The organism is Candidatus Vicinibacter proximus, assembly GCA_016713905.1.
GTDB classification, from domain to species: Bacteria; Bacteroidota; Bacteroidia; order Chitinophagales; family Saprospiraceae; genus Vicinibacter; species Vicinibacter proximus.
The window spans coordinates 322,765-346,734 of the sequence record JADJOE010000002.1; the positions used below are offsets into that span (position 1 = coordinate 322,765).

Below are 23,970 nucleotides of genomic sequence, written 5' to 3' on the forward strand. Positions count from 1 at the left end.
AAATTGCCTCATTTAAAAAGAAATTGGATGATCGATGATAAAAATTTGGATCGGATCGTTAGGATTTTCAGGGCTTTTCACAATCTTATAGTTTTGGTCGCCACACTTTAGTTTGCCATCCATTACTTTAACCGATTTTTCATTGAAATTAACCCCCTCTGTGAGGATTACTCCCTTTGAAACCATCGATACATGGTTGGCGAAAAACTTAAACTTGGTTTCATTATAACCTGAACTGGCAATTGAATCTCTCAATGCAGCTGGTAGTTTCCGATATGAAACGTCAGGGTAAGCGAAGTACACAAAATTGAAATCAGGGTGGCTGTTCATAAAGAAATTAACGGTAGGGTCGTTCAACAGTCGTGTAAATTCACCAAGCTCAGCCTTGTCTTTGAGCGCAGCATTGACAAGGGGTACAACAAATTCACTTTTGAAGTTTGCAGATTTATTAGAAATATTTGTAGTGTCTGTGTTAAGGGATTGATTTACAATGTCTTTATCAGATTTTTTTACCTGTGAAGTGCAGGATAATAGATTAAAAGCGAAGAATGTTATGAGAGAAATAGAAACCAAGCCTGCATTCAGAGGAAACTGAACACAGCACGGACTGCCATTCGGGGAATACATCCCGGACTTACAGTCAATTAAAGCAAAAGGAGCACTTAGCTTCAATTCTTGCGCTTAATTGATTAAATAAATGGAAAGGGTGTAATACGGGAAGGCTGATGGCTTCGTCAGTTCAAACCGGAATTACCTCTTTCTTATAAATACCTTGAGCTTGGTTATTGACTCAAGTGCAAAGTAACAAAAACACTTTTAAATATATAGAATTTTTTAGGAGAATTTGATAAATTTAATTTTGGCTTGATATTTTGTTATGATTTTCACTAAAATACAGTGCAGAAATTATGCGTATATGTAGTTTAATTGGCATACAGAATCCTTAGATTTCATTGTATAAGCAAGCCATCCATAAGGTAAATTCTGGTTTGGTTGCCAAGTGTCTGTATCTCTATAATTTGGGCAGAAGTATTACCAATTTGGACAGATTTCATGTCACTACTAAAGCTGAATTTTTCACCAGAAAGACTTGTCGCCCCAGCCCAGGAAAAATCAGTAGCCTTAACAATTCCCCTACTGAGCATTTGTAGTTCAAAATCATCCGGAACCTGATCTTCCAGCTTTTTTCTTCTATCTCCACTGAGGGTCTCAAATGCTTTATCCACAGGAATAAAATAACTCACCTTTAATCTCTTGTCGTCATACAACATGGGAATCACGGAACTTGAGTTTTTAAGCATCCGATTATAGATTGTCAAATCCTGCCTGCTCTCTACAAATTTCATCACTGCCTCCGAAGCGGCAATGGATTCGTCTTTGCTGTATTTGTGGTCTTCCTTGTTTCCACTATCGGAGGTTGTATGACTTTGCTGAACTACTGCAGCTTGCTTTTTACATGAGGGAAGAATAAATAAAAAACTAATAAAGTAAATAAGGTTTTTGAAGGTAGACATGGATGGCTGATTTTTTAGATGGGTAAAGTTAAGGGAATTTCAACTCACCCTGCCCTCTCTTGAAAGAGAGGGGGAGGAAATGGGGGGTGGGTGGAAATTACGTGGATACCGTTTCAACTTACCCTGCCCTTTCTTGAAAGAGAGGGCAGGGTGAGTTGGGTAAGGCATGATTGATTCTTTTTTGTTTTAAAATAAAACAAAAAAGTGAATAGAAATAAATCTCAAATAACATTTTACTATTTTCACGGACCTAAAAATAACACCCTATGTCTTTTACATTCCTTGCTCGGAAATTGAGGAAGAATCAAACATTAGCAGAATCTGTTTTTTGGAATCATGTCCGCAACAGAAGGTTTATGGATTTAAAATTCACCAGACAATTTGTAATTGAAAAATCCAATATAATGGGTCGCAAAGGATTTTACATTGCTGACTTTCATTGCCACGCTCTAAAAATAATTGTAGAAATTGATGGCCCAATTCATCTTCTGCAAAAGGATTATGATGAACTCAGGCAGCAGCATTTAGTTGAAATGGGTTTCCATGTTATTAGATTTAAAAATGAAGAAATTATTAAAATTGGGTTGAAGTGGAAGAGCGATTAAGATCTGATGTATTGAAAAGATTGGAAGTTATATGAAAATAAAGAATTCACCTCACCCCCCAATAAATTGGGGGCACGGCCCCGGCCCCCTCTCTTGAAAGAGAGGGGAGGAAAAGTGGTGTGGGTTGAAATTACGTGGATACCGTTTCAACTCACCCCTAGCCCCTCTCTTAAAAGAGAGGGGAAAAGGAGGATTCATACTTTTGACACTCAATCTTTCCCTCTCTTTTAAGAGAGGGTAGGGTGAGTTGAATGCGTCCAGTTATGTCCCGTTTTCTTACTATCCTGAAGTATTGGTCAATAAAGTTTTAGGACAATTTACATGTCACCTATTCATTGCTAAAACACAAAGCCCCTCCTCAATCATGAGGAAGGGCTTTGTATTTTATCCACTGAAGAATCAGCTTATCTATTCTGCTTTACGAGCTTCATGGTTTTTGTCCATTGTCCTTGACGCAGGTGGAGTATGTACACACCATCAGGATAGTTTTCTCCGAATTCGGCTGCATCGGTCTGGTTCTTGTAGAACCTCTTCTCAACCATTTTACCGTAGGAGTTGAAGACAGACATTTCTATGTCAGACTTGTCATCGCTGTTGATAAACAGGTTGAAGAAGTAAGATGTAGGGTTCGGGAACACTTTTACGTATCTGGTTGGTTCGACTAACTCCGAGATTCCGAAGTGGTGATCATCCAGACCACCTTCATGGTCGTGGTCGTGACCATTCCACTGCTCTTCCAGATGTCCCGCTAGGGCCGGAGGAGGACCACAAAGATCATCGCACTTACCTATTTTATCTCCTCCGTGGCCTGGAACGTGAGTAGGTACGCTTGCAATGGTTACCGGAGTGGTTACACCTGAATGACAAACATAAATCGAACCTCCATTGGATCCAGGAACTTTAACATCCTTCACACAGAAAGTAACTGAGCAAGTGGTTGTGCAACCATTGCTGTTGGTCACCGTAACGGTGTAAGTAAAGTTACCAGGTACGGTCGGAGCAAAAGTAGGACTCTGACAGTTGGTACAGTTGATCAGGTAAGTAGTCGGGCTCCAGTTGTAAGTGAAACCTGAACCTCCTGTAGGATTACAGGTCATCAACACAGTCTGAGGACCATAACCGAGGTACACGTTGTTTGCAATACCACCAGTGTAGGCGCCCGTTGCCGGAGTGAGTGTAATTGAGCAAGTTGGCTTGTAACGGATGGTTACCACTGATGTACATGTTTTAGAATTACCTGAAGCATCGGTTGCAGTTAACACCACGTTGTTGTTGATCGGATCCGCACAGGTGAATGTTGATTTATTGATGCTTAAATTAGGCGTACCACAATTATCTGTTGCAGTCAATCTCACCTGAATTGGAGTGATTGTTTTCGTTCCACCTACCAAATCAACGGTGATGTTTTTGCAGGTCACATTTGGTTTAATTGTATCCAATATTGTAACGACCGCAGTATTCATGCCCATATTGTTTGCAGCATCTTTTGCTGTCAAAGTAACCACATTAGCTCCAATGTTGCTGCAGTTAAAGCTGGTCTTAGATAAGGTTAAGCTCGTAATGGCACAATTGTCGAAGCTGCCGTTGTTTACATTAGCAGTTAACAAAGTTGCAGTACCCAAAGCATTTAAATACAACGTCACAGGTTTTGTAATTACGGTAGGTTTGGTGGTATCATTCACCGTCACCGTAAACGTGCAGGTTGCAGAATTTCCACAACCATCTGTTGCCGTCATGGTCACAGTTGTAGTGCCTACGTTGAAGAAGGTTCCAGAGTTTTTACTATAGGTAATGACCGGCATACCGGAACAATTATCTGTAGCAGATCCGTTGAAGGTCACCGTAGCACCGCATACACCAGTTGCATTTGGCTGGGTGATGTTTGCAGGGCAGGTTGGAGTCGGATTGATGTTGTCGTCCACAGTAATGATCTGGTTACAGGAGCTTTCGTTTCCGCAAGCATCTTTGAAATACCATGTCCTCGTTACCGTCATCGGGCAAGATCCAACAGCCACATCTTTGTATTCAACCGTTACAATTCCGCAAGTATCCGAAACATTACCCCAGTTTGGAGAAGATTCAAACACTGCTTCGGTGGATGCAGTCCTTACTGCTGAATAAGGAGGATCTGTGATATCGGCTGTGGTGCATCCGGAGATGTCTCGAGCCTCCGCACAATCTTCAATATCCGGTGCAGTTACATCCAATACATTGATGATTTGATTACAAGTAGTAGAATTACCACATACATCGCTTACCGTCCAGGTTCTGGTCACCACAATCGGGCAGGTTCCGGAAGCAACATCCTTATAAGTTACTGCATTGATGCCACAGACATCAGTTGCAGCTCCCTGGTTGGTTGCATTGGAGAACACTGCATAACTGGACACTTTGGTAGTAGCTGAGTACACAGGTCCTGTTATGTCTGCTGTGCTGCAACCATTGATGTTGCGGGTCACAGGACAAACTGAAATAGATGGTGCCTGAGTATCGTCCACCGAAATGGTCTGGTTGCAAGTGCTGCTGTTGCCGCAAGCATCCGTTAATCTCCAGGTACGGGTTACCACAACCGGACATTCGCCGCTGGCCACATCTTTGTATTCTACTGTCACAATTCCACATACATCCGTTGCTGCTCCATTATTTGGTGCAGATGAATAGACACTATACGTGCTGGCTGCCCATGTCATGGAGAACGATGGATTGTCAATTGATCCTAATCCACATCCTTCAATAGTGCGCGTCGCAGGACAAACAGTTATCGTCGGTGCCTGTGTATCGTCCACATTGATGGTTTGTGTACAAGTCGTTTGGTTACCACACGCATCCGTGATGGTCCAGGTACGGGTTACTACGATTGGACAAGTTCCGGATTGACTGTCCTGATACTTCACAGAAGCAATACCACATACATCACTGGCGTCTCCCTGGTTGGTACCATTTTCAAACTCTGCTTCAGAAGAATTGGCTTCTGTTGCTGAGTAGGCGGGACCGGAGATGGCTCCTGTATTGCAACCCTCAATATTGCGGGTTACAGCACATGCATTGATGACCGGATTTTGAGTATCGTCTATGGTAATCGTCTGTACACATACATCGGAGTTACCAGCTGCATCACTGATGGTCCAGGTTCTGGTCACTGTGATCGGACAAGTACCGGATGCAACATCCTGATACTGTACCAGGGTAATGCCACAATTCTCGATGGCATCGCCATTGTTTGGCGCACCGGAGAAAATGGCATAAGTAGTTGTCGCAAGCGTTGCACTGTAAGCAGGGCTTGTTATGGCACCTGTATTGCAACCTTCAATGGCACGGGTCTCAGGACAATTGAGGATGATTGGGTCTTCTATGTCATTAACCGTTATGGTGAAGCTGCAAGAAGCAGCATTTCCACTGGCATCTGTTACTTCAAAAGTGTTGGTAGTTACGCCAACAGGGAAGTAAGTGCCACTCGGTTGACCTGCAGTCTGCACTGTGTTTGGATTAGGACAGTTGTCCGTTCCTATAGGTGCGGTGTAAGTCACCAAAGCAGAACAGATACCCGGATCGCTGTCTTCCACAATATTGGCAGGGCAAACGATCTGAGGATCCTCCGTATCATTTACAGTTACTGTAAAGCTGCAGGTTGCGGTATTGCCACTTGCATCGGTTACCTTAAATGTATTTGTTGTTACCCCGACAGGGAATGCAGAACCGCTACCTAAACCGGATGTCTGAACGGTATTTTGTCCAGGACAATTATCGGAACCAGTAGGTGGTGTGTAATTCACTTCGGCAGAACAGTATCCGGCATCATTGCTTACTACTACATTCGCAGGACAAGTTATCTGAGGTAATTCGTTATCGTTCACGGTTACCGTAAAGCTGCAGGTTGCAGTATTGCCCATAGCATCTGTAACTTTGAAAGTGTTCGTTGTGACACCTTTAGGGAATATTGCACCACTTGCCAATCCGGCAGTCTGAATGGTATTTGCGCCAGGACAATTATCTGTTCCGGATGGGGCAGTATAATTAACCACAGCAGTACACAATCCAGGGGTAGTATTGGTAATGATATTGGCAGGGCAGGTGATCTGCGGTAATTCATTATCATTCACAGTTACCGTAAAGCTGCAGACCATCATATTTCCTGTTGCATCCGTTACTTTAAATGTATTGGTTGTTGTTCCTTTAGGGAATGCAGCACCACTGGCCAAACCAGCTGTCTGAATGGTATTTGCACCAGGACAGTTGTCTGTGCCTACAGGTGTAGCGTAATTCACTACTGCTGTACACAATCCTGCATCCGTGGATACTGTGATGTTATTTGGACAACTGATTTGTGGCAATTCGGTATCGTTGACAGTTACCGTAAAGCTACAAGTCATGGTATTGCCAGCCGCATCTGTTACCTTGAAGGTATTCGTAGTAGTTCCAACAGGGAAGTAAGAACCACTCGCCAAACCTGCAGTCTGGATGGTATTTGCACCAGGACAGTTGTCCGTTCCAACAGGTGCGGTGTAAGTCACCAATGCAGAACACAAGCCTGGATTGTTACCCACCACAATATTGGTTGGGCAAGTGATCTGGGGTGCTTCTGTATCGTTCACAGTAACCGTAAAGCTACATGTGGCGATATTTCCTTCGGCATCTTCTACCTTGAAGGTATTGGTCGTCACGCCTACAGGGAAAGCAGCGCCACTTGGCAAGCCAGCAGTCTGGGTGGTATTGGCACCCGGACAATTATCGGTTCCAACTGGTGTGGTATATGTTACCACTTTAGAACATAGACCCGGTGTATTGGTAGTTACGATGTTGGCAGGGCAATTAATCTGCGGAGCTTCCTGATCGTTTACTGTGATCGTAAAGCTACAGGTTGCTGTATTCGAAGCTCCATCCGTCACTTTGAAAGTATTGACTGTCACGCCAACAGGGAAGGCAGAACCACTTGGAAGCCCAGCCGTCTGAACGGTATTCGCACCAGGGCAGTTATCTGTACCAACAGGTGCAGTATAATTTACAATCGCAGAACAGTTTCCATTGTCGTTAGCAATTATGATGTTGCCAGGACAAACAATCTGAGGGACTTCAGTATCGGTCACCGTAACGGTAAAGCTACAGGTAGCCATGTTTCCACTGGCATCCGTTACCTTGAAAGTATTGGTGGTCACCCCAACAGGGAAATAAGAAGCGCTGGCCAGGCCTGCTGTCTGAATGGTATTGGCTCCAGGACAATTATCGGTTCCTGTTGGTGCCGTATAATTAACCAAAGCAGCACACAATCCCGGATCGTTGTTCTTCGAAATATTGGCAGGACAAGAAATCACCGGCAATTGAGTGTCGTTAACCGTTACCGTAAAGCTGCAAGTTGCCGTGTTGCCACTGGCATCCGTAACTTTAAAGGTATTGGTCGTCACTCCCACAGGGAAGGCAGCTCCACTGGCAAGACCTGCTATCTGAACCGTATTAGGGCCAGGGCAATTGTCTGTTCCTACAGGAGCCGTATAAGTCACCACTGCGGAACAAAGGTTCATGTCATTAGGTACTGATATGTTGGATAGACAAGTGATCAACGGCAATTCTGTGTCGTTTACGGTTACCGTGAAACTACAGGTTGCCGTGTTGCCCATGGCATCCGTTACTTTGAAAGTGTTGGTTGTAACACCTACAGGGAAGCTTGCACCACTGGCAAGACCTGCTGTCTGAATGGTATTGGCTCCGGCACAATTGTCAGTTCCAACAGGGGCAGTATAAATCACCACCGCAGCACACTGACCAGTGGTATTTGATACCACAATATTGGCAGGACAAGTAATCTGCGGTAACTCATTGTCATTCACCGTTACAATGAATGTGCAAGAAGCTTTCACGCCGCCCGCATCTGTTGCTTCATAAGTTACATTGGTAGTTCCTTTAGGGAAGGCAGCTCCACTGGCCAAACCAGCAATTCGTGCGGTTGTAACGCCAGGGCAGTTGTCTGTTCCAACAGGAGTAGTATAATTCACCACTGCAGTACATAATCCTGCATCCGTAGATACTGTGATGTTGTTCGGACAAGAGATTTGTGGTGCTTCTGTATCGTTTACGGTCACCGTAAAGCTACAGGTAGCAGTTAATCCACCGGCGTCCGTCACTTTGAAAGTATTGGTCGTCACTCCTACAGGGAAGTAAGAGCCACTCGCCTGACCGGCAGTTTGGATGGTATTTGCACCCGAACAGTTGTCTGTTCCGGTTGGTGCGGTATAAGTCACCAAGGCAGAACACAAGCCTGGATCGTTGCTCTTCACAATTGGCGAAGGACAAGTGATCTGTGGTGCCTGAGCATCTGTAACCGTCACCGTAAAGCTACAAGTTGCCGTATTTCCTGAGGCATCTGTAACCTTGAAAGTATTCGTGGTTACGCCTACAGGGAAGGCAGCTCCACTTGCAAGACCTGCAGTCTGGATGGTATTTGCTCCAGGACAATTGTCTGTACCCACAGGAGCAGTATAGTTAACTACTGCAGAGCAGAGGTTCGCATCATTTGGTACTGAAATATTAGATGGACAAGAGATTACCGGTAATTCCGTATCGTTCACCGTAACGGTGAAGCTACAAGTTGCCATAGCTCCCGGTACATCTGTTACTTTGTACACAATGGTTGATACACCTACCGGGAAGCTAGATCCACTGGCAAGGCCAGATAGCTTCACGGTTACTGAGCCTGGACAATTGTCTGTACCTACAGGTGCAGTATAATTGACCACTGCGGAACACATTCCGGCATCGTTGGATGCAGTTATGTTAGCAGGGCAAGTAATCTGTGGCGCTTCTGAATCTATAATAGTTACTGTAAAGCTACAAGTGGTCATTAATCCACCCGCATCCGTTGCCTTGTAAGTGACAAGTGTAGGAACTCCTACCGGGAAGAAGGAACCATTTGCATTCGGTGGTGTAGTGGTAAGCATTACGCCCGGACAGTTGTCAGAGGCTGTAGGCTCATTCCAAGACACGGTGCGACCGCATAGGCCGGGATCATTGCCCAATGGTCCAATGTTTGTAGGACAATTGCTGATGATCGGTGGTTGGTTGTCCACGATGGTAACGGTGAACGAACAAGCTGCTGTATTTCCATTTACATCCGTTGCTGTATAAGTAACTGTCGTGGTACCCACAGGGAACAATGCAAAAGCGGTAGTTCCTATGGTAATCACATTCACGGTATTGTTACTGGTACTGACCACTAAAGACATGATTCCGCAAGCATCAGTAGGTACCGGAACGGTCCAGCTATGGGTTTGTTCACAGGAACCTGATACCGCATTTAATGTGACATTTGGAGGACAGGTAATAACCGGTGGAGTAATATCTACAACTGTTACAATTGCATTGCAAGTGGCTGAGTTGGCAGGTGATGCATCATCAGTTACTGTTAATGTTACCGTATTCGGGCCAACATTACTGCAATTAAATGAATTAGGCAAAACAGCCAAAGTCAAAAGATTGTATGGAGTACAATTATCAACAGTACCTGCAGCAATTGCATTAATGTTAGCAGTTGTTAGCGTATAGTTTCCTGATGAATTTAAGTTAACACTTATGTTGTTGCAAACAGGAGTCGGCGCATCATCATCATTCACTGTAACTGTAAAGCTGCATGAGCCCATATTGCCCGCTGCATCCAATACTGTCCAGGTTACTGTGGTAACTCCTTTATTAAACACAACTCCTGCTAAGGTATTGCTTCCGCTTCCCATCGTAACTCCACTCAATGAATAAGTCGTACTTGTTACGGCACAATTATCATTGCTGCCGGTAGGATCAAATTCCGTTCCTACCGCTGTGTATGTACAGGCAGGTGCGTCTGTTCCCCTCGTTTGTGGGGCCACGCAACTTACTGTCGGTGCATCATCATCATTCACTGTAACTGTAAAGCTGCATGAGCCCATATTGCCCGCTGCATCCAATACTGTCCAGGTTACTGTGGAAACTCCTTTATTAAACACAACTCCTGCTAAGGTATTGCTTCCGCTTCCCATCGTAACTCCACTCAATGAATAAGTCGTACTTGTTACGGCACAATTATCATTGCTGCCGGTAGGATCAAATTCCGTTCCTACCGCTGTGTATGTACAGGCAGGTGCGTCTGTTCCTCTCGTTTGTGGGGCCACGCAACTTACTGTCGGTGCATCATCATCATTCACTGTAACTGTAAAGCTGCATGAGCCCATATTGCCCGCTGCATCCAATACTGTCCAGGTTACTGTGGTAACTCCTTTATTAAACACAACTCCTGCTAAGGTATTGCTTCCGCTTCCCATCGTAACTCCACTCAATGAATAAGTCGTACTTGTTACGGCACAATTATCATTGCTGCCGGTAGGATCAAATTCCGTTCCTACCGCTGTGTATGTACAGGCAGGTGCGTCTGTTCCCCTCGTTTGTGGGGCCACGCAACTTACTGTCGGCGCTTGATTATCATTTACAGTAACCGTAAAACTACATGTCATTGTATTTCCACTTGCATCCGTAACTGTCCAAATTACTGTAGTCAATCCTGTTGGGAAATCACTTCCGGAAAGACTGCTGGTCATATCATAATTGTTACTGATGGTCTCTCCTGGACAATTATCATCAAATGCTGTAGGATCAAATTCCGTTCCTACCACTGTATAATTACATTCTCCCAAATCCGTATTCTTTGTCTGATTCAACGGACAAGAAATTGTAGGCTTAATTGAATCATTCACAATCACCGTGAAACTACAAGTACCTGTATTAGGTACAGCATCTGTTGCAGTCCAGGTAACTACTGTGGTACCTTTAAGGTAATCTCCACTTGCATTGCTCGTATTGTTGAAATCGTTTAGGTTAGAAATGATTCCACAATTGTCAATAGTGGCTACATCAAAAATCAAGGCAGCTTTACATACACCAGGATCTGTATTAACCGTAATTGAATTGTTAGGTCCGAATGGAGTTCTGATCCAGTCAACATTTTCCATGTTAACGAGGGTTCCGTTTTGTGCAGATCCTGCATTGTCATTCGCTACGGTTCCTGTTCCTTGTTCTAAGTTATAATAGGCAACCAATCCCGGCTCTGTTCCTAGTAATGAAGTGCCGAGATAAGCCTTAATTTGAGATGCCGTTAAGGCTTGGTTGAATACACCCACTTCATCCATTTTACCATTGAAGTAATCAATGTTGGAAGAAGTCTTAAATGCCATGGTCAGTGGGCTACCGTTGTTAATTATATTTCCGGAGATGGTTCCTGTTGATGTACCCATCAGCACACCATTTACATACACATTCACTTTAGATCCAGTGTAAACTCCAGCAACATGAATCCATTTGTTGGTTGGGAGTAAATTGGAGCCACCTGATCCGACGGTTCCTGCGGAATACCAACCATTGCTGGTGGTAGCAACCACAAAGTGGAAACTTCCGTTGGCACCCACAATTAGACGATAAGCATTTTCTTTTGCAATAGGTGCATAATTCTGAACCGGTAAGGCATCGATTTTCATCCATCCCATTACAGTCAGTGCGCCCATTCCTTCCAGAACTGCATTGTCTGCAACGGTAACATATTCGTTTACTCCGTCAAAATCCAAGCCTTTACCCACCTTACAGAAAACCTGTGGATTTTCTCCATCGGTCACTGTTACCATGATGGTACAAGAGGATGAATTACCACAAGCATCGGTAGCAGTCCATACAATGGTGGTGGTACCGGTAGGTAAAGTATCGTTCGCTAAAGTATTGGTAAGATTGAAATTATTGGTGATGGTCACTGCACCTCCACACAAATCTGAAGCTGTTGCGTTGAACTCTGTACCGCTTACTATATAGCCACAATAGCCTAAAGTAGTGCCTCTAGTGAACGGACTTCCGCTGGCACAAGTTATGGCAGGTGGAGTCTGATCGCTACCGGTATTGGAATAGGTTAGACCTGGTAGTTCGTTCCCGCAGACATCTGATATGGTAAATGTGTAGGTAACCGTCCAGGCACAATCTGTTCCTGTGACGACTGTGTTTGTAAGTGTTGCTGTAACAGCTCCACCACAATTATCCGTATAACCTTCAATGGCTTCTGTTGCATTAAAAGGAGCTGCAGTGGCTGCATTAGCTTTACATGCATTGGTTCCTGAAGATCCGGTATGAGGCATACCTGTCAAGCTTGGGGCGGTCTGGTCGCTTCCGGTGTTTGAATAGGTACGACCTGTTAATTCGTTACCACAAACATCCTTTACTGTAAAAGTATAAGTTACTGTCCAGCCGCAATCCGTTCCAGTTACATTGGTATTGGTAAGTGTGGCTGTTAAAGCACCAGTACAATTATCTGTGTATCCTAATATTGCATTGGTTGCGCTGAAAGGTGCGGCTGTCGCTGCATTAGCCAAACAAGCATTTGTTCCTGTCGTTCCGGCATAAGGGATACCTGTCAAGCTTGGTGCCGTAACATCATTTACAGTAACCACTTGTGTGCAAGTTGTTGTATTTCCGGTAGCGTCTGTTGCTTTCCAAGTTCTGGTCAGCGTAAATCTGTGATCACAAGTTTTATTGGTAACAACTTCACTCATGACGGAGACAATAACTCCCGGGCAATTATCTGTAGCAATAGCAGGACCTCCTGTGTTTGCAATAGTAGAGTCAGCCGCACAAGAGACAGTTATGTCATCCGGACAATCTGTAATTACAGGATTCTGATTGTCGTTAACGGTAACTGTGAAGCTACAAGTGGCCATGTTCATACTGCCATCTGTAACTTTGAATGTATTGGTTGTCAATCCCACAGGGAATGCTGCTCCACTGGCTAAACCTGCAGTCTGCGTAGTCATAGGACTTGGACAATTATCGGTTCCAACAGGTGTGGTGTAAGTAACAACAGCAGAACATTGACCTGCATCTGCATTGACTACTATATTAGAAGGGCAAGTGATCTGAGGCAACTCATTGTCGTTGACCGTCACAGAGAAGAGGCACAATTTTGTGTTGCCACTTGCATCTGTTGCGGTGTAGGTCATATTGGTTGTACCCTTAGGGAAGATTGATCCCGGAGGTAAGTTCGGTAATAAGGAAAGACTGACTCCCGGACAGTTGTCGGAAGCAGTTGGTGCCACCCAAGTTACTAATGCAGTGCAAAGACCCGGATCGGTACTTTTTACGATGTTGTTCGGACAACCGGTAATAATTGGTAATTCATTGTCAATCACCACTACGTTAAACATACAGGTGGAAGTATTTCCACATTCATCTGTAGTTTCAAATTTCTGAAGTGTTGTGCCAACCGGGAAGAAATCTCCTGACATCAGTCCGGTTCCATCCACCTTCAGAATGGTAAGCATACCGGTACAGTTGTCTGTGGCGGTAGGCGCAGCATAACTCACTGATCTTCCGCACAAGCCAACTACGTTATTGACCGTGATTGTGGTAGGGCAACTGGTGAAGGTCGGAGGGGCATTGTCAATTCTTGTATTGTAAGCAGTTGAGGATACATTACCACATGCATCCGTTTCAGTTACTGTTACAACTGCGCTACAAGTTCCGGAAGTACTTGCTGCTTCCGTAATAGATCCCGGACAATTATCTGTGGCTGAAGTCGCAGCGAGTGCTGCAGCTTCTGCTGCCCCTACTGTAGGATAACATGCAGCAATTGTTCCTGGAGTAATTACTGGTCCCGTATTATCTAATACGTTAACCGTTTTTGTGCATGAAGAAGTACAAGAATTCCCATCTGTGGTAACTAAAGTTAAGGTGAAATCATTATTACATAAGCTACCTGCCAAGACTGAAACAGTTTGTGCATTGGTAGCTCCTGGGATGGTAGCGTTACCTGAAATTGACCAGGCATAACTTACACCTGCCGGTCCAGAAAAATCATTAGAAGTATTAGGACAAACCGGACCATTTGTACCTGTGATGGTACATGCAGGAAGAGGCTCAACTGTAATTATCTGATCATCTGTAACCGTACATCCAGGGAAAGTTACAGTAACAGTATAAGTGGTAGTCATACCCGGGCTTACCACAATACTGGCAGTAGTTGCTCCACCAGGAGACCACAAATACGCTGTTGCTCCGGTAGTGGTTGCATCCAAGGTAGCACTTGCACCTGCGCAGATAATACCATCATTATTTGCAACACCACTTGTTTCTGTCACTGCTATTGTAACTGTTGGTGAGGTTGCTACCCCAGTTCCTCCCAAAGGAACAGGAATTCCATTTAGATATTGACAATACAAGACCTTTGTAGTAATATTTGCACCACTACCCGGTCCAACCGGGCCAGGACCATTGGCTGCATTCCAATAGTTTAAGGTAGCATCTACATCTGTTGCACTTAGATTTTCTACCCCATAAGTAGAACCTGCAAACCAGTTGTTGGCAGTTGCCGTAACAGCACCTGCAGAGGCAGCTAACTGTAGGTCTTTTCCGTTAGGTTTACCGGTTTCAAAAAACTTATTTGTTTTGACAGTACCGGTACCGCTGTTTATAAAGCGTACGCCGATGCCGTTGTCATATATGTGATTGTTTTCTATTGTAGCAGAGCCTCCGTCAACGTCGATACCGATGGTATTGCCATTTATGGATAGTGGATTGTCGTGAATATTTGAAGAAGCATCAGGTCCCAAAACCAATATTCCGGCTGGGCTTCCAGACACATTGGTGTTTCCTTTAATATCTGCAAAGACAGTAACACCATTTGAATTTGAAGGATTGTCATGAACCCTTATCCCTGCTATGGAAGCACCCGTTATGGTAACTCCATCAATAGTAGCAAGTGTATTACCTCCTGCATTAGAACCGGCAGTTGGGTAACCTTCAAAATTGTTTACGTTTATACCCAAATCTACACCCGTGATATTGCCTCCTGAAATCAAAGGAGCTGTTTGGTCATTCCATACAGATATCCCTGTACTGGTAGGTACAATGATTGCTGAACCATTAATGGTATTATTTGATGCTGTGTGAACTGCACCGGAAAGTGAAGACAATAAGATTCCATGCCAAATAGCTGTTTCATTAGCATTTGCTAAACCAGTTATTGAATTGGCATTTAGGGTATAAGCAGAGGCACTACTATAGGCCAAATTGTGAAATATACCTACCCGGCGAGCCTGAATGGTATTATTTGAAATGTTCTGATAAGTAGAAGATCCCGGGTTAGCCGCACTGAAATTTCCGGTTTGAATTCCCAATCTAACATTGGTCATGCAGTTATTGGTAACCGCAGCATATTGATTGTTGTACAGTAATACCCCACCTCCCCAAAAATTTATACCGGAACCTGCATCATAAGTTCCAAGATTCTGAATTTTATTATTGCTTATTGTGTGACCGGTAGAAGGCACACCTGCTGGGTAATCATAAAGCGTTAAACCAAAATATGAGAGGTTTTGGATAATGTTGTTGCTGGCTGTTAAATTGTTTATGCCGGTCTCATATACGGTTATACCTTCTGCTGCATCTATGTCTGCCCCATTGGTACTGGAAAACCCGCTTGTAATTGCTGTGTTGTCTCCATCAATAGTGAAACCTTTAATGGTTACATTAGAAGCCGCAACATGGAATATTTCACCGGAAGATATAGCTGCTGTGGCAGGAACTACAATCGCTTCGGCGACTCTTGGTGTGGCAGAACAAGGGTCAATATTGGCATTAGGTCCAAGTATGGTAAGTTGTTTGTTTACAACTATATTTTCCACATAGGTACCTGCTCCTACACTTAAGGTGTGCCCGTTTAAAGTTTGAGGATCGTCGATAGCAGATTGTATGTCGCAGAAAGTTTCCGAAGTGTTGGTGTTGGTAACCAAATTATTATTGGCACATTGACAAGACCCTGCGGGCTGGAATCCTACATTCCCGCTTGCATCCACCCCGGTGCTAAGCACTGTTCCCAATAGGATGTCGCCACTTGCGCCTTCTACAAATGTATTTAGGATGATACCTAAATCGGTAGTTCCATGCCAATTACAAACAACATTAATATCGCTGGTAATTCTGCTTATTACTGCTTTATGAGCAAATGCAAAAGAAAGATCATTGCCTTCTATAACAACGTTTGATGGTGTTGCATTTACTTTTCCAATTTCCCCAATTCGTATACCGTTTCTAGGGCCGGTTATTTTGTTGTTTTTAATAGTGACATTACTTAGAGATGCAGGGATTGTATTGTAGGAAGGAGCATCGTCTCTTGCTTTAATGGTAATTGCAGAAGGGTTTTGAGGATCTGGAGCTGTGCCGATATGGCCAGAATTCGTAATATCGCAATTCTGAATCGTAATATTCGAATAAGCACCATATTTCAGGTTAATATCTATACCATTATTGAAATTATAACTTGCATCCGTCCCATTGTCAGCCATTGTAAGGCTTTCGAAAGTGGCATTGCTTAGCTTTTCAAAGTACATACCTTTTTGAAGGTTGTTACTGATCGTGCTGTTTTGAATAGTTATTGCATCAAATGCAACAGGTGTTGTAGCTTGGAAGACAGCAATTCCTTGTAAGGCATTTCCTGATATAGTACAATTATCCATGAATAAACCATTTACCGCATTGGCTGTACCCACACGCATACCAATTGTTCCAGCAAGCAAAGTGGTTCTTTGAATATCGGTCAGTAAAATGTCAATGCTGCTGTTACTACCACCAAAGCTTACTCCATAACGGCAATAATCTATCAATGCCATGTTATTAATGGTTGGATTAACAACCCCATTTAATAAAACTGCATCTTGGAAATTTGTAACAAACATATTTTGGATCGTCACATTTGGAGCCGATATGGTAATCCCAACACCTATACAGGATGAAGGGGCTGTCAAAACGGTGTTTGTTGCAGGGTTGCTGCCTTTTCCAGCTCCAATAATAGTAAGCTCTTTTGTTACCGTCACATTTTCAGTGAAAGTTCCAGCACTAACCATTAATGTGTGGCCATTAAGTGTCTGAGGATCATCAATAGCGGCCTGTATGGTGCAGAATTTTTCCAAGGTGGTAGTATTCATCACTCCTGCACATTTTGTCAAAACAACATCATTTCCATCTCCACCGGCATAATTAATATCAAAAGTATAACCACTTACTGTTATTACATTTCCTTGCGCAAACTGACCAGAAACTGCATCCGCCAAATCATTGTCAATTATTTTTAATTGATCTCCATTTGCAGGTACATAACCTAAAATTAAATTTAATGTGGCTCCTCCTAAAGTAACCGTTCCATTAACAATGAACTGGTCATATAAAGTACAAGCTGTAGTACCATTTGCCTCAATATCCAAAATATCTCCGCTATTCAGGACCATATTACCTGTAATTGTAACACATGACGGACTTGATCCAGCGGCAAGTGTAACTGTCTTAGCAGTTGCATCTGCGCCACCTGTGTAGGTCGTACCGGACTGAATATGCACCGTACCATTTGCGGCAACTGCATCAATTCCTCGTTGTACAGATGGGGTGGTATTAGGTGAGGTAAAGCTGTTAGGGGTAACGTAAGATTTATTGGATTTAACGGTTACAAAACCAAGTGTGTTTAGATCAATTTTATGATTTACTTTATCTTCAATTGAATACAATTGGGCCAAACTTGCAGTAATTCCTGTTTGTCCATCAAATGATACTGCCGTAGCATCAATATCTGTTGATGGTGCATTCGTTCCATTAGAAATTTGATCAATGTAAGTAGTTTGACCTACAAAAGATGCTGGTGTTGCACCAGAAAAAGATGCACTAGCGTCTCCACCTTCAATTAAAATTCCCTTAACAGAACCAGTAATTAAAGCATTATTTTTAATCTGCACAGCTACAGTTGAGCCATTCGAATTTGAATTGTTGTCTTTAACATAAATTCCGGTAGTAGTATTGAGGAGGTCTACACCATCTACAATGTAAGAACTTGAAGCTGCATCAGAATTATATCCATCATAATTATTAGCGAAAACCCCGTAATCTGATCCAGTTACTGAGCCATCTTTTACAGAAATTGTATTTGTTGTAGGACAGTTCCACATTTGGTAGCCGGACTCAAATCCTGAAATGACATTTCCACTTGTATTGACACCAACTGCAGTTTGGATACTCCAAAACTCAACCCCGGAAGAACCAGTTCGATCTGCCACCGATGAGCTATTTGTGATGGTATTGTTATTTACTTCAAAATCTGAAGCATTCTGATAGTGAAGATTGATTAAAATCCCGGATACATCCTCGTAATCTGCATCACCGGCAATACTTACTTTTTGTAATGTAAAGGTATTGTTACTGATTTTTACATTTCCAGGAGAAGGAGCTGCCAGATGGAAATTATTAGTCTGGACCCCTCTCCATGCATCTATTACACAATTGTTCTGAACATCCGCATAGTAGTCATCATAAAGTAGAATAGCAGCCCAATAAGGGATGCGCTGGATCTTGTTGTTTTGCACAACTCCTTGCTTCGAAGGTCCACCTGTGCTCCCAAGAGCAACCCCAAACTGGAAGACATTTTGAATAATGTTGTTTTTTACAATCAGGCCATCTTGGGTAGATTCTATGCCATAATCAACGTCCGGATTTACGCCAAATGCTGTAAAAGGATTGGTAATACTCGAATTATCGCCATCAATTGTGAATCCATCTATGGTCACGTTAGGCGCAGTAACACTGATAGAGGTAGATCCTGTTCCTGCTATAGTAGCCGTTGAACCTGTAGCAGGCATAATAATGGCTTCTCCAGTTCCCCGTGCACCTAAACATGCGTCTACCCCAAATTTTGGACCTTTAATAGTTAATGATTTATTTACCACAATATTTTCAGCATAAGTACCCGCATCAACTGTGATTACATCTCCGTTAGAAGCAGCATCAATTGCATCTTGAATTGTGCAATAATTATTTGCACCATTGTGAACTTTTCCTGCTCCGCAAGCTGTCAGCACTACATCATTTCCATCTCCACCTTTATAGTTTATATCAAATAAAGTTCCTCCCGCAAGTATCGTACCGCCTTGTGCAAATTGTCCGGTTACTGCATCTGCCAAATCATTGTCAATTATTTTTAATTGATCTCCGTTTGCAGGTACATAACCTAAAATTAAATTTAATGTGGCTCCACCTAAAGTAACCGTTCCATTTACTATGAACTGATCATATAGTGTACAAGCAGTGGTACCATCCGCCTCAATGTCCAAAATATCTCCACTGTTCAATACCAAATTACCTGTGATCGTAACGCAAGATGGGCTTGCACCAGGGGCAAGTGTAACCGTCTTACCAGTTGCATCTGCACCGCCGGTGTAGGCGGTAACACCGCCTTCTATGTTTACTCTACCTGCACTGCCCAAAGCGTTAATACCCCGCTGGATGGATGGTGTTGTTGTTGTTGGGTTTGAGAAACTAGTTTGTGTAACTGAAGTGGTGTTCGCCTTTACCGACACATAACCAAGGCCGGAATCGTCAATATTATGCAGGATTTTATTTTCAATGCTGTACAACTGAGCCACAGTTGCGGTGGCACCGGTATTGCCGTCAAAAGAGGCGGATATGCCGTTGAGATTTCGATTGTATTCGAGCATTTCAATATAATTGCCGCTTTGACCTACAAAAGCTACATTATTTAAGCTAGCACCTGTTATTGCGTCATAAGGTACAAATCCTACCGTCAATGAGTCAGGATAGTCCAGCAAAATTCCTTTGGCGCCATTGGAAATTGCCACACCCGCTCCCAAATTGAGGGCAACGGTTCTTTTGTTGATTAGTGGAGCCGGATTGATGGTAGTCCAGGTTGCGTCATCCTTCATCTTGATGCCAGTTCCACCCGTTCTTAGTGTAAAAGACACACCGCTGATACCAGCATGGGCACCTACAGCTGCCGTACCAAAATTAGTTGCAGGGTCTGTATCCTTGTTTTTAAGGAAAATCCCAACGTCAACATTGCTGACAGTGCCTCCGGATATCTGGCCATAGTGATCGATGTTGCTGCCATCACGATTATTATCTACATAGAACAACCAGTACCCATGCCCAATTGAGGTTGCCTCTAAAGCAGCCCCATCAATTGTATTGTTGTTACAGGTCCAGTATTCAGGAGTGCCAACTATTGGCAGGTTCGTTTGATTTGTAAAGTTTTGTGGTGCAGATACTGTTGCGTAAAGGATGCCATACCAAGTCGTCCGGGTAGAATAGGATGGATTGGCATCACCCGGTGCAGGAGGGGCCACTGTTATTGTATTGTTGTTCAATGCATACGGGGAGGTATGGAAAAGGTTCATCCAAATCCCCGCAAAACGAGCCGAAATAGTATTATTTGCTATCACACGGTCTGCGGCATTTCCCATGTCTTTGATTCGGAAGGAACTGGATGCAATACCGTTCTCTGCATTCGTCACCGTATTATTGGTCACTTTGGCAAACATAGAGTTACCTAGGCGAATGCCGGTACTGCGCACATTTTCAACCTTGTTGTCATCAATCAGGATACTGTGGGAGAATTGGGCAGGACCACCAGATGCAAAATAATTTGTTGTCTGCTCAATGCGAATACCATTCTCCAGCTTTGTAGCAATGTTTTTCGATATGGAAATATTGCTTACTCCGTCGGCATTGATGAATAAACCACGTGCGGCGTCGTTAGAAAGACCATGAACACCTCCCAATCCTACACCACTATTTGGCAATGACGGATTGTCGCCATCCACTTTGAAGCCTTTAAAATTTACGTTGGAAACCGATATAGTCACAATAGCACCACTTCCTGTATTTGTAGTCGCAGGAACTATAATGGCCTCTGCCACTCTCATTCCGCTATTAGGCGAGATGGCAGCGTTCGGGCCGTTAATGGTTAGGGATTTATTTACTGTTACATTTTCGGGATAAGTTCCGGCAGCAACTGTAATTGTATGTCCATTAATAGTCTGGGCATCATTTATTGCTGCCTGTATGTTACAGAATGTCTCGCCATTATTAGTATTTGTTACCAGACCGTAATTACTTGAAGAAATTACATTTCTTACATTTACAGTATTTGCACTGAAAATGTTTGTATTATCAATAACATTTCCACAAGCATAAGGTGAATTGCCTCGACCAAAATAATTTGGTGATAACACAGGCATAGTTCCAGTTCCAGTAGAACCATCGCCTGGATAATTAGAGAAAGGATGTAAACCTCCTTGTTGCTGAATAGCCACATCACAATTATTAACTGTATTTCCTGATACAGTATGATTGGTTCCTTCAATTACAATTCCAAATCCTTCCTCCCCATTTCCTGCGGATTGGCGATAATCCTCAACAGTATTTCCAGAAACAACAACTCCATTTGGAATATCGACATTATTATATAGCACACCACGACGAAAGACTGCTATACCTGCACGATCACGCATATCAGTATTTTCCGTTATTAATTTTACATTATTGCCGGAAACAGTTACCCCACCTGAAGGATTCTTAATTTCGATGCCAAAACGACCTCCACCTGTGATTGTATTATTGTTGACCAAATTTGCTCCGACAGAAAAATTTAAACCGGTTAAACCAATGGCATTATCTCCTCCACCAATGTCAAGAGTGTTTCCTGTAACAGTAACGCCTGATGCGTCGCCATCCTGTAATTCAATACCACAACAAGAGTTGTTTGATACTAAATTATTGGAAATTGTAATATTGGTTTTTAATCCATCCCATAATACAATACCGCGAAGTCCAGGTCCATGATTAATAACTCGAGAATTAGTTATCGACACATTATTAATGCCAGATAAAGCTCCTCCAAAAATGCCATGATTGGATGGATTATTTTGAACCGTTACCCTATGAATGGTAAGATCATTATTTGAGCTTGTAGCAAAAATAGCTGCGGTCGAATTTCCAGAGGTGCCGGTAAAATTTTGAATTCTCATTTCCTTTATGCTCACATTAGTGACTCCTCCATTGATGGCGATACCGCTTCCACTTCCCAACCCTGTTCCATCTAAAATGCATGTAGCACTATCTAAACCTTGCAAGGTCAAACCTTTGTCTATCACTACTCGCTGTGTATATGTCCCAGATTGAAGGTTTATGATGTTCCCAACTTCAGCATACTTTACTGAATTATTTATTACATCAATTTTTCCTACAAAATTATTTACATATTGTGTATTAGCAACGTACGTAACCTTACCTTTTTTACTTGAAGTAACCTCCTTATGAGCCATTCTAGCTTCCACTTCAAAGAGTTGTGCATTGCTTAAAGCACCAAAAGCAACTCCCCCTAAAGTGGATGAGGTGATATCGATTCGTAAGGTACTCAAAGCACCACTGAGATTAACCATCGTGGATGCTGCGTTGTTGATAAAATCATTTGCACCTAGTACAAAAGATCCACCTGATGCTGCTCCACCAAAACTTATATGCGTGCCATTGTTGTTTAAAGTATTACCACTTACAGTAACATTTGCATTCATGTCATCGATGTTCATTGCAGTGCGACAATTCAAAAATGTATTGCCGGTGATCGATACCGTAAAAGGTCCCTGGTCTACATAAATCCCACTATTCCAAGACTTGTGTCCACTAAATAATCCGCCAGATGCATCTCCAAAGATCTTATTATTAGAAATTACTTTATTTCCTCCTGCTGTAGTAGTGGCAATTGCACGAATGTTTTGACCTGTATTTGAACCATTTCTTTCAAAAATACAATTCTTCACTGTGTTTATGCCACCTCCATCTAATTCTATTTGATTGACTGGTCCACCTGCTCCATCATTTCTTAAGATGTGTAATCCATCTAAAGTTGTGTTTCCTGCATTGTTAATATCTATGGTGCAATTCAACAGAATTGCTTCAGCCACACGTACACCTATCCCAGGGATTCCCATATTAGGACCTCTTAAAGTAATGGGCTTATGAATATTAATATTCTCCGTATAACTTCCAGCATCACACAAAATCACGTCATTTGGGTTAGCAGCATCAATCGCTGCCTGAATGGTTCCATAATCCAGTCCTAGTGTCAGATTATGAACCGGGAACATTCCAAATACGCCAAATGGAGAAAAGGTAGTATATGGGCCTACATTGGTAGTGGTATATGGGCCCGCACCTGACACATCCGTACTTTTATTTGTCCAGCTGCCGCCGATGTTGTGGCCTACTGCTGCAGCGCTGTTTGATAAATTATTCGGGTCATTGGGAAATTCAAACTTAAGATTTACTTCTGATCCTCCATTAACGGTCTCAGAAACATTCCATTCAAACTCAGCAAATGCAGGACCCACTGGAGTTGGTGCTGTAAAGTCTGACAAATTCATCTTATCGGCGACTGCAACAGTCATTAAGTCGGTGGTATGGGCCGCTGTAGCCGAAACAGTAACCGGAGTAAAACCGCTGTTCGTGCCAATTGGAAATACAACTGTCCCGGAAGTAGGTACATTTAAGGTTAGTGAACCTGGGGGTGGAGGTGGAACAGCCATTACTAAATAGCTGTCTACATCTGCACCAAGAATTTCTTTGGTTTCCAAAATATATTCGCCGGCATCCAAAATGCCGTCTTTAAATTCAAGAGTTCCTTCCACTTTCAGATTGCCCAAAAGTTTGGCGGTTTTACCCGGTGCATCCATGACAATGCCCTTCACTACGGAAGTACCGGAAGTCAACAGACTCACCCCGGACCTGATCGTCAACACCTCTTCCACCACAGCAGGCAATACGATCATCTGACCGTCCGCTGCATGATCCAAAATATACTGCAACTGGGCTGCGGCAGGTTTTGGTGAAGCGGCATGGTAGCCATTTGCAAAAGTGAATCCTGTGCTCAGCAAAAAGGCAAGGATCAAACTAAGTGCATTGAAGTTTTTCAACTGCATGGAGGGTAGATGTAAATTCATAAAACTTTGTTTTGAGGAGGGATGAGGATGTGA

General features: G+C 43.1%; 4 protein-coding genes. 1 reads left to right on the plus strand and 3 read right to left on the minus strand.

Going from position 1 to position 23,970, the window contains the following annotated elements:
• Positions 1 to 12 precede the first annotated feature (12 nt).
• Complete coding sequence (locus tag IPJ83_07705) at positions 13 to 672, minus strand: hypothetical protein (GenBank protein ID MBK7880427.1); 660 nt, start codon at positions 670 to 672, stop codon at positions 13 to 15.
• A 278-nt stretch (positions 673 to 950) separates the two neighbouring features.
• Positions 951 to 1,514: a hypothetical protein gene (locus IPJ83_07710; protein MBK7880428.1), complete on the minus strand. Its 564-nt coding sequence runs from the start codon at positions 1,512 to 1,514 to the stop codon at positions 951 to 953.
• Between the two features lie 266 nt (positions 1,515 to 1,780).
• Here IPJ83_07710 and IPJ83_07715 point away from each other — a divergent pair, with 266 nt between their 5' ends.
• The gene (locus IPJ83_07715; protein MBK7880429.1) at positions 1,781 to 2,119 is read left to right on the plus strand and encodes an endonuclease domain-containing protein; all 339 of its coding nucleotides are present in this window, start codon (positions 1,781 to 1,783) and stop codon (positions 2,117 to 2,119) included.
• Positions 2,120 to 2,523: 404 nt separating this feature from the next.
• Here the strand turns inward: IPJ83_07715 and IPJ83_07720 are convergent, their stop codons facing one another.
• Positions 2,524 to 23,937, minus strand: coding sequence for an HYR domain-containing protein (locus tag IPJ83_07720; protein MBK7880430.1), 21,414 nt, complete (start codon positions 23,935 to 23,937; stop codon positions 2,524 to 2,526).
• Between the last annotated feature and the right edge of the window lie 33 nt (positions 23,938 to 23,970).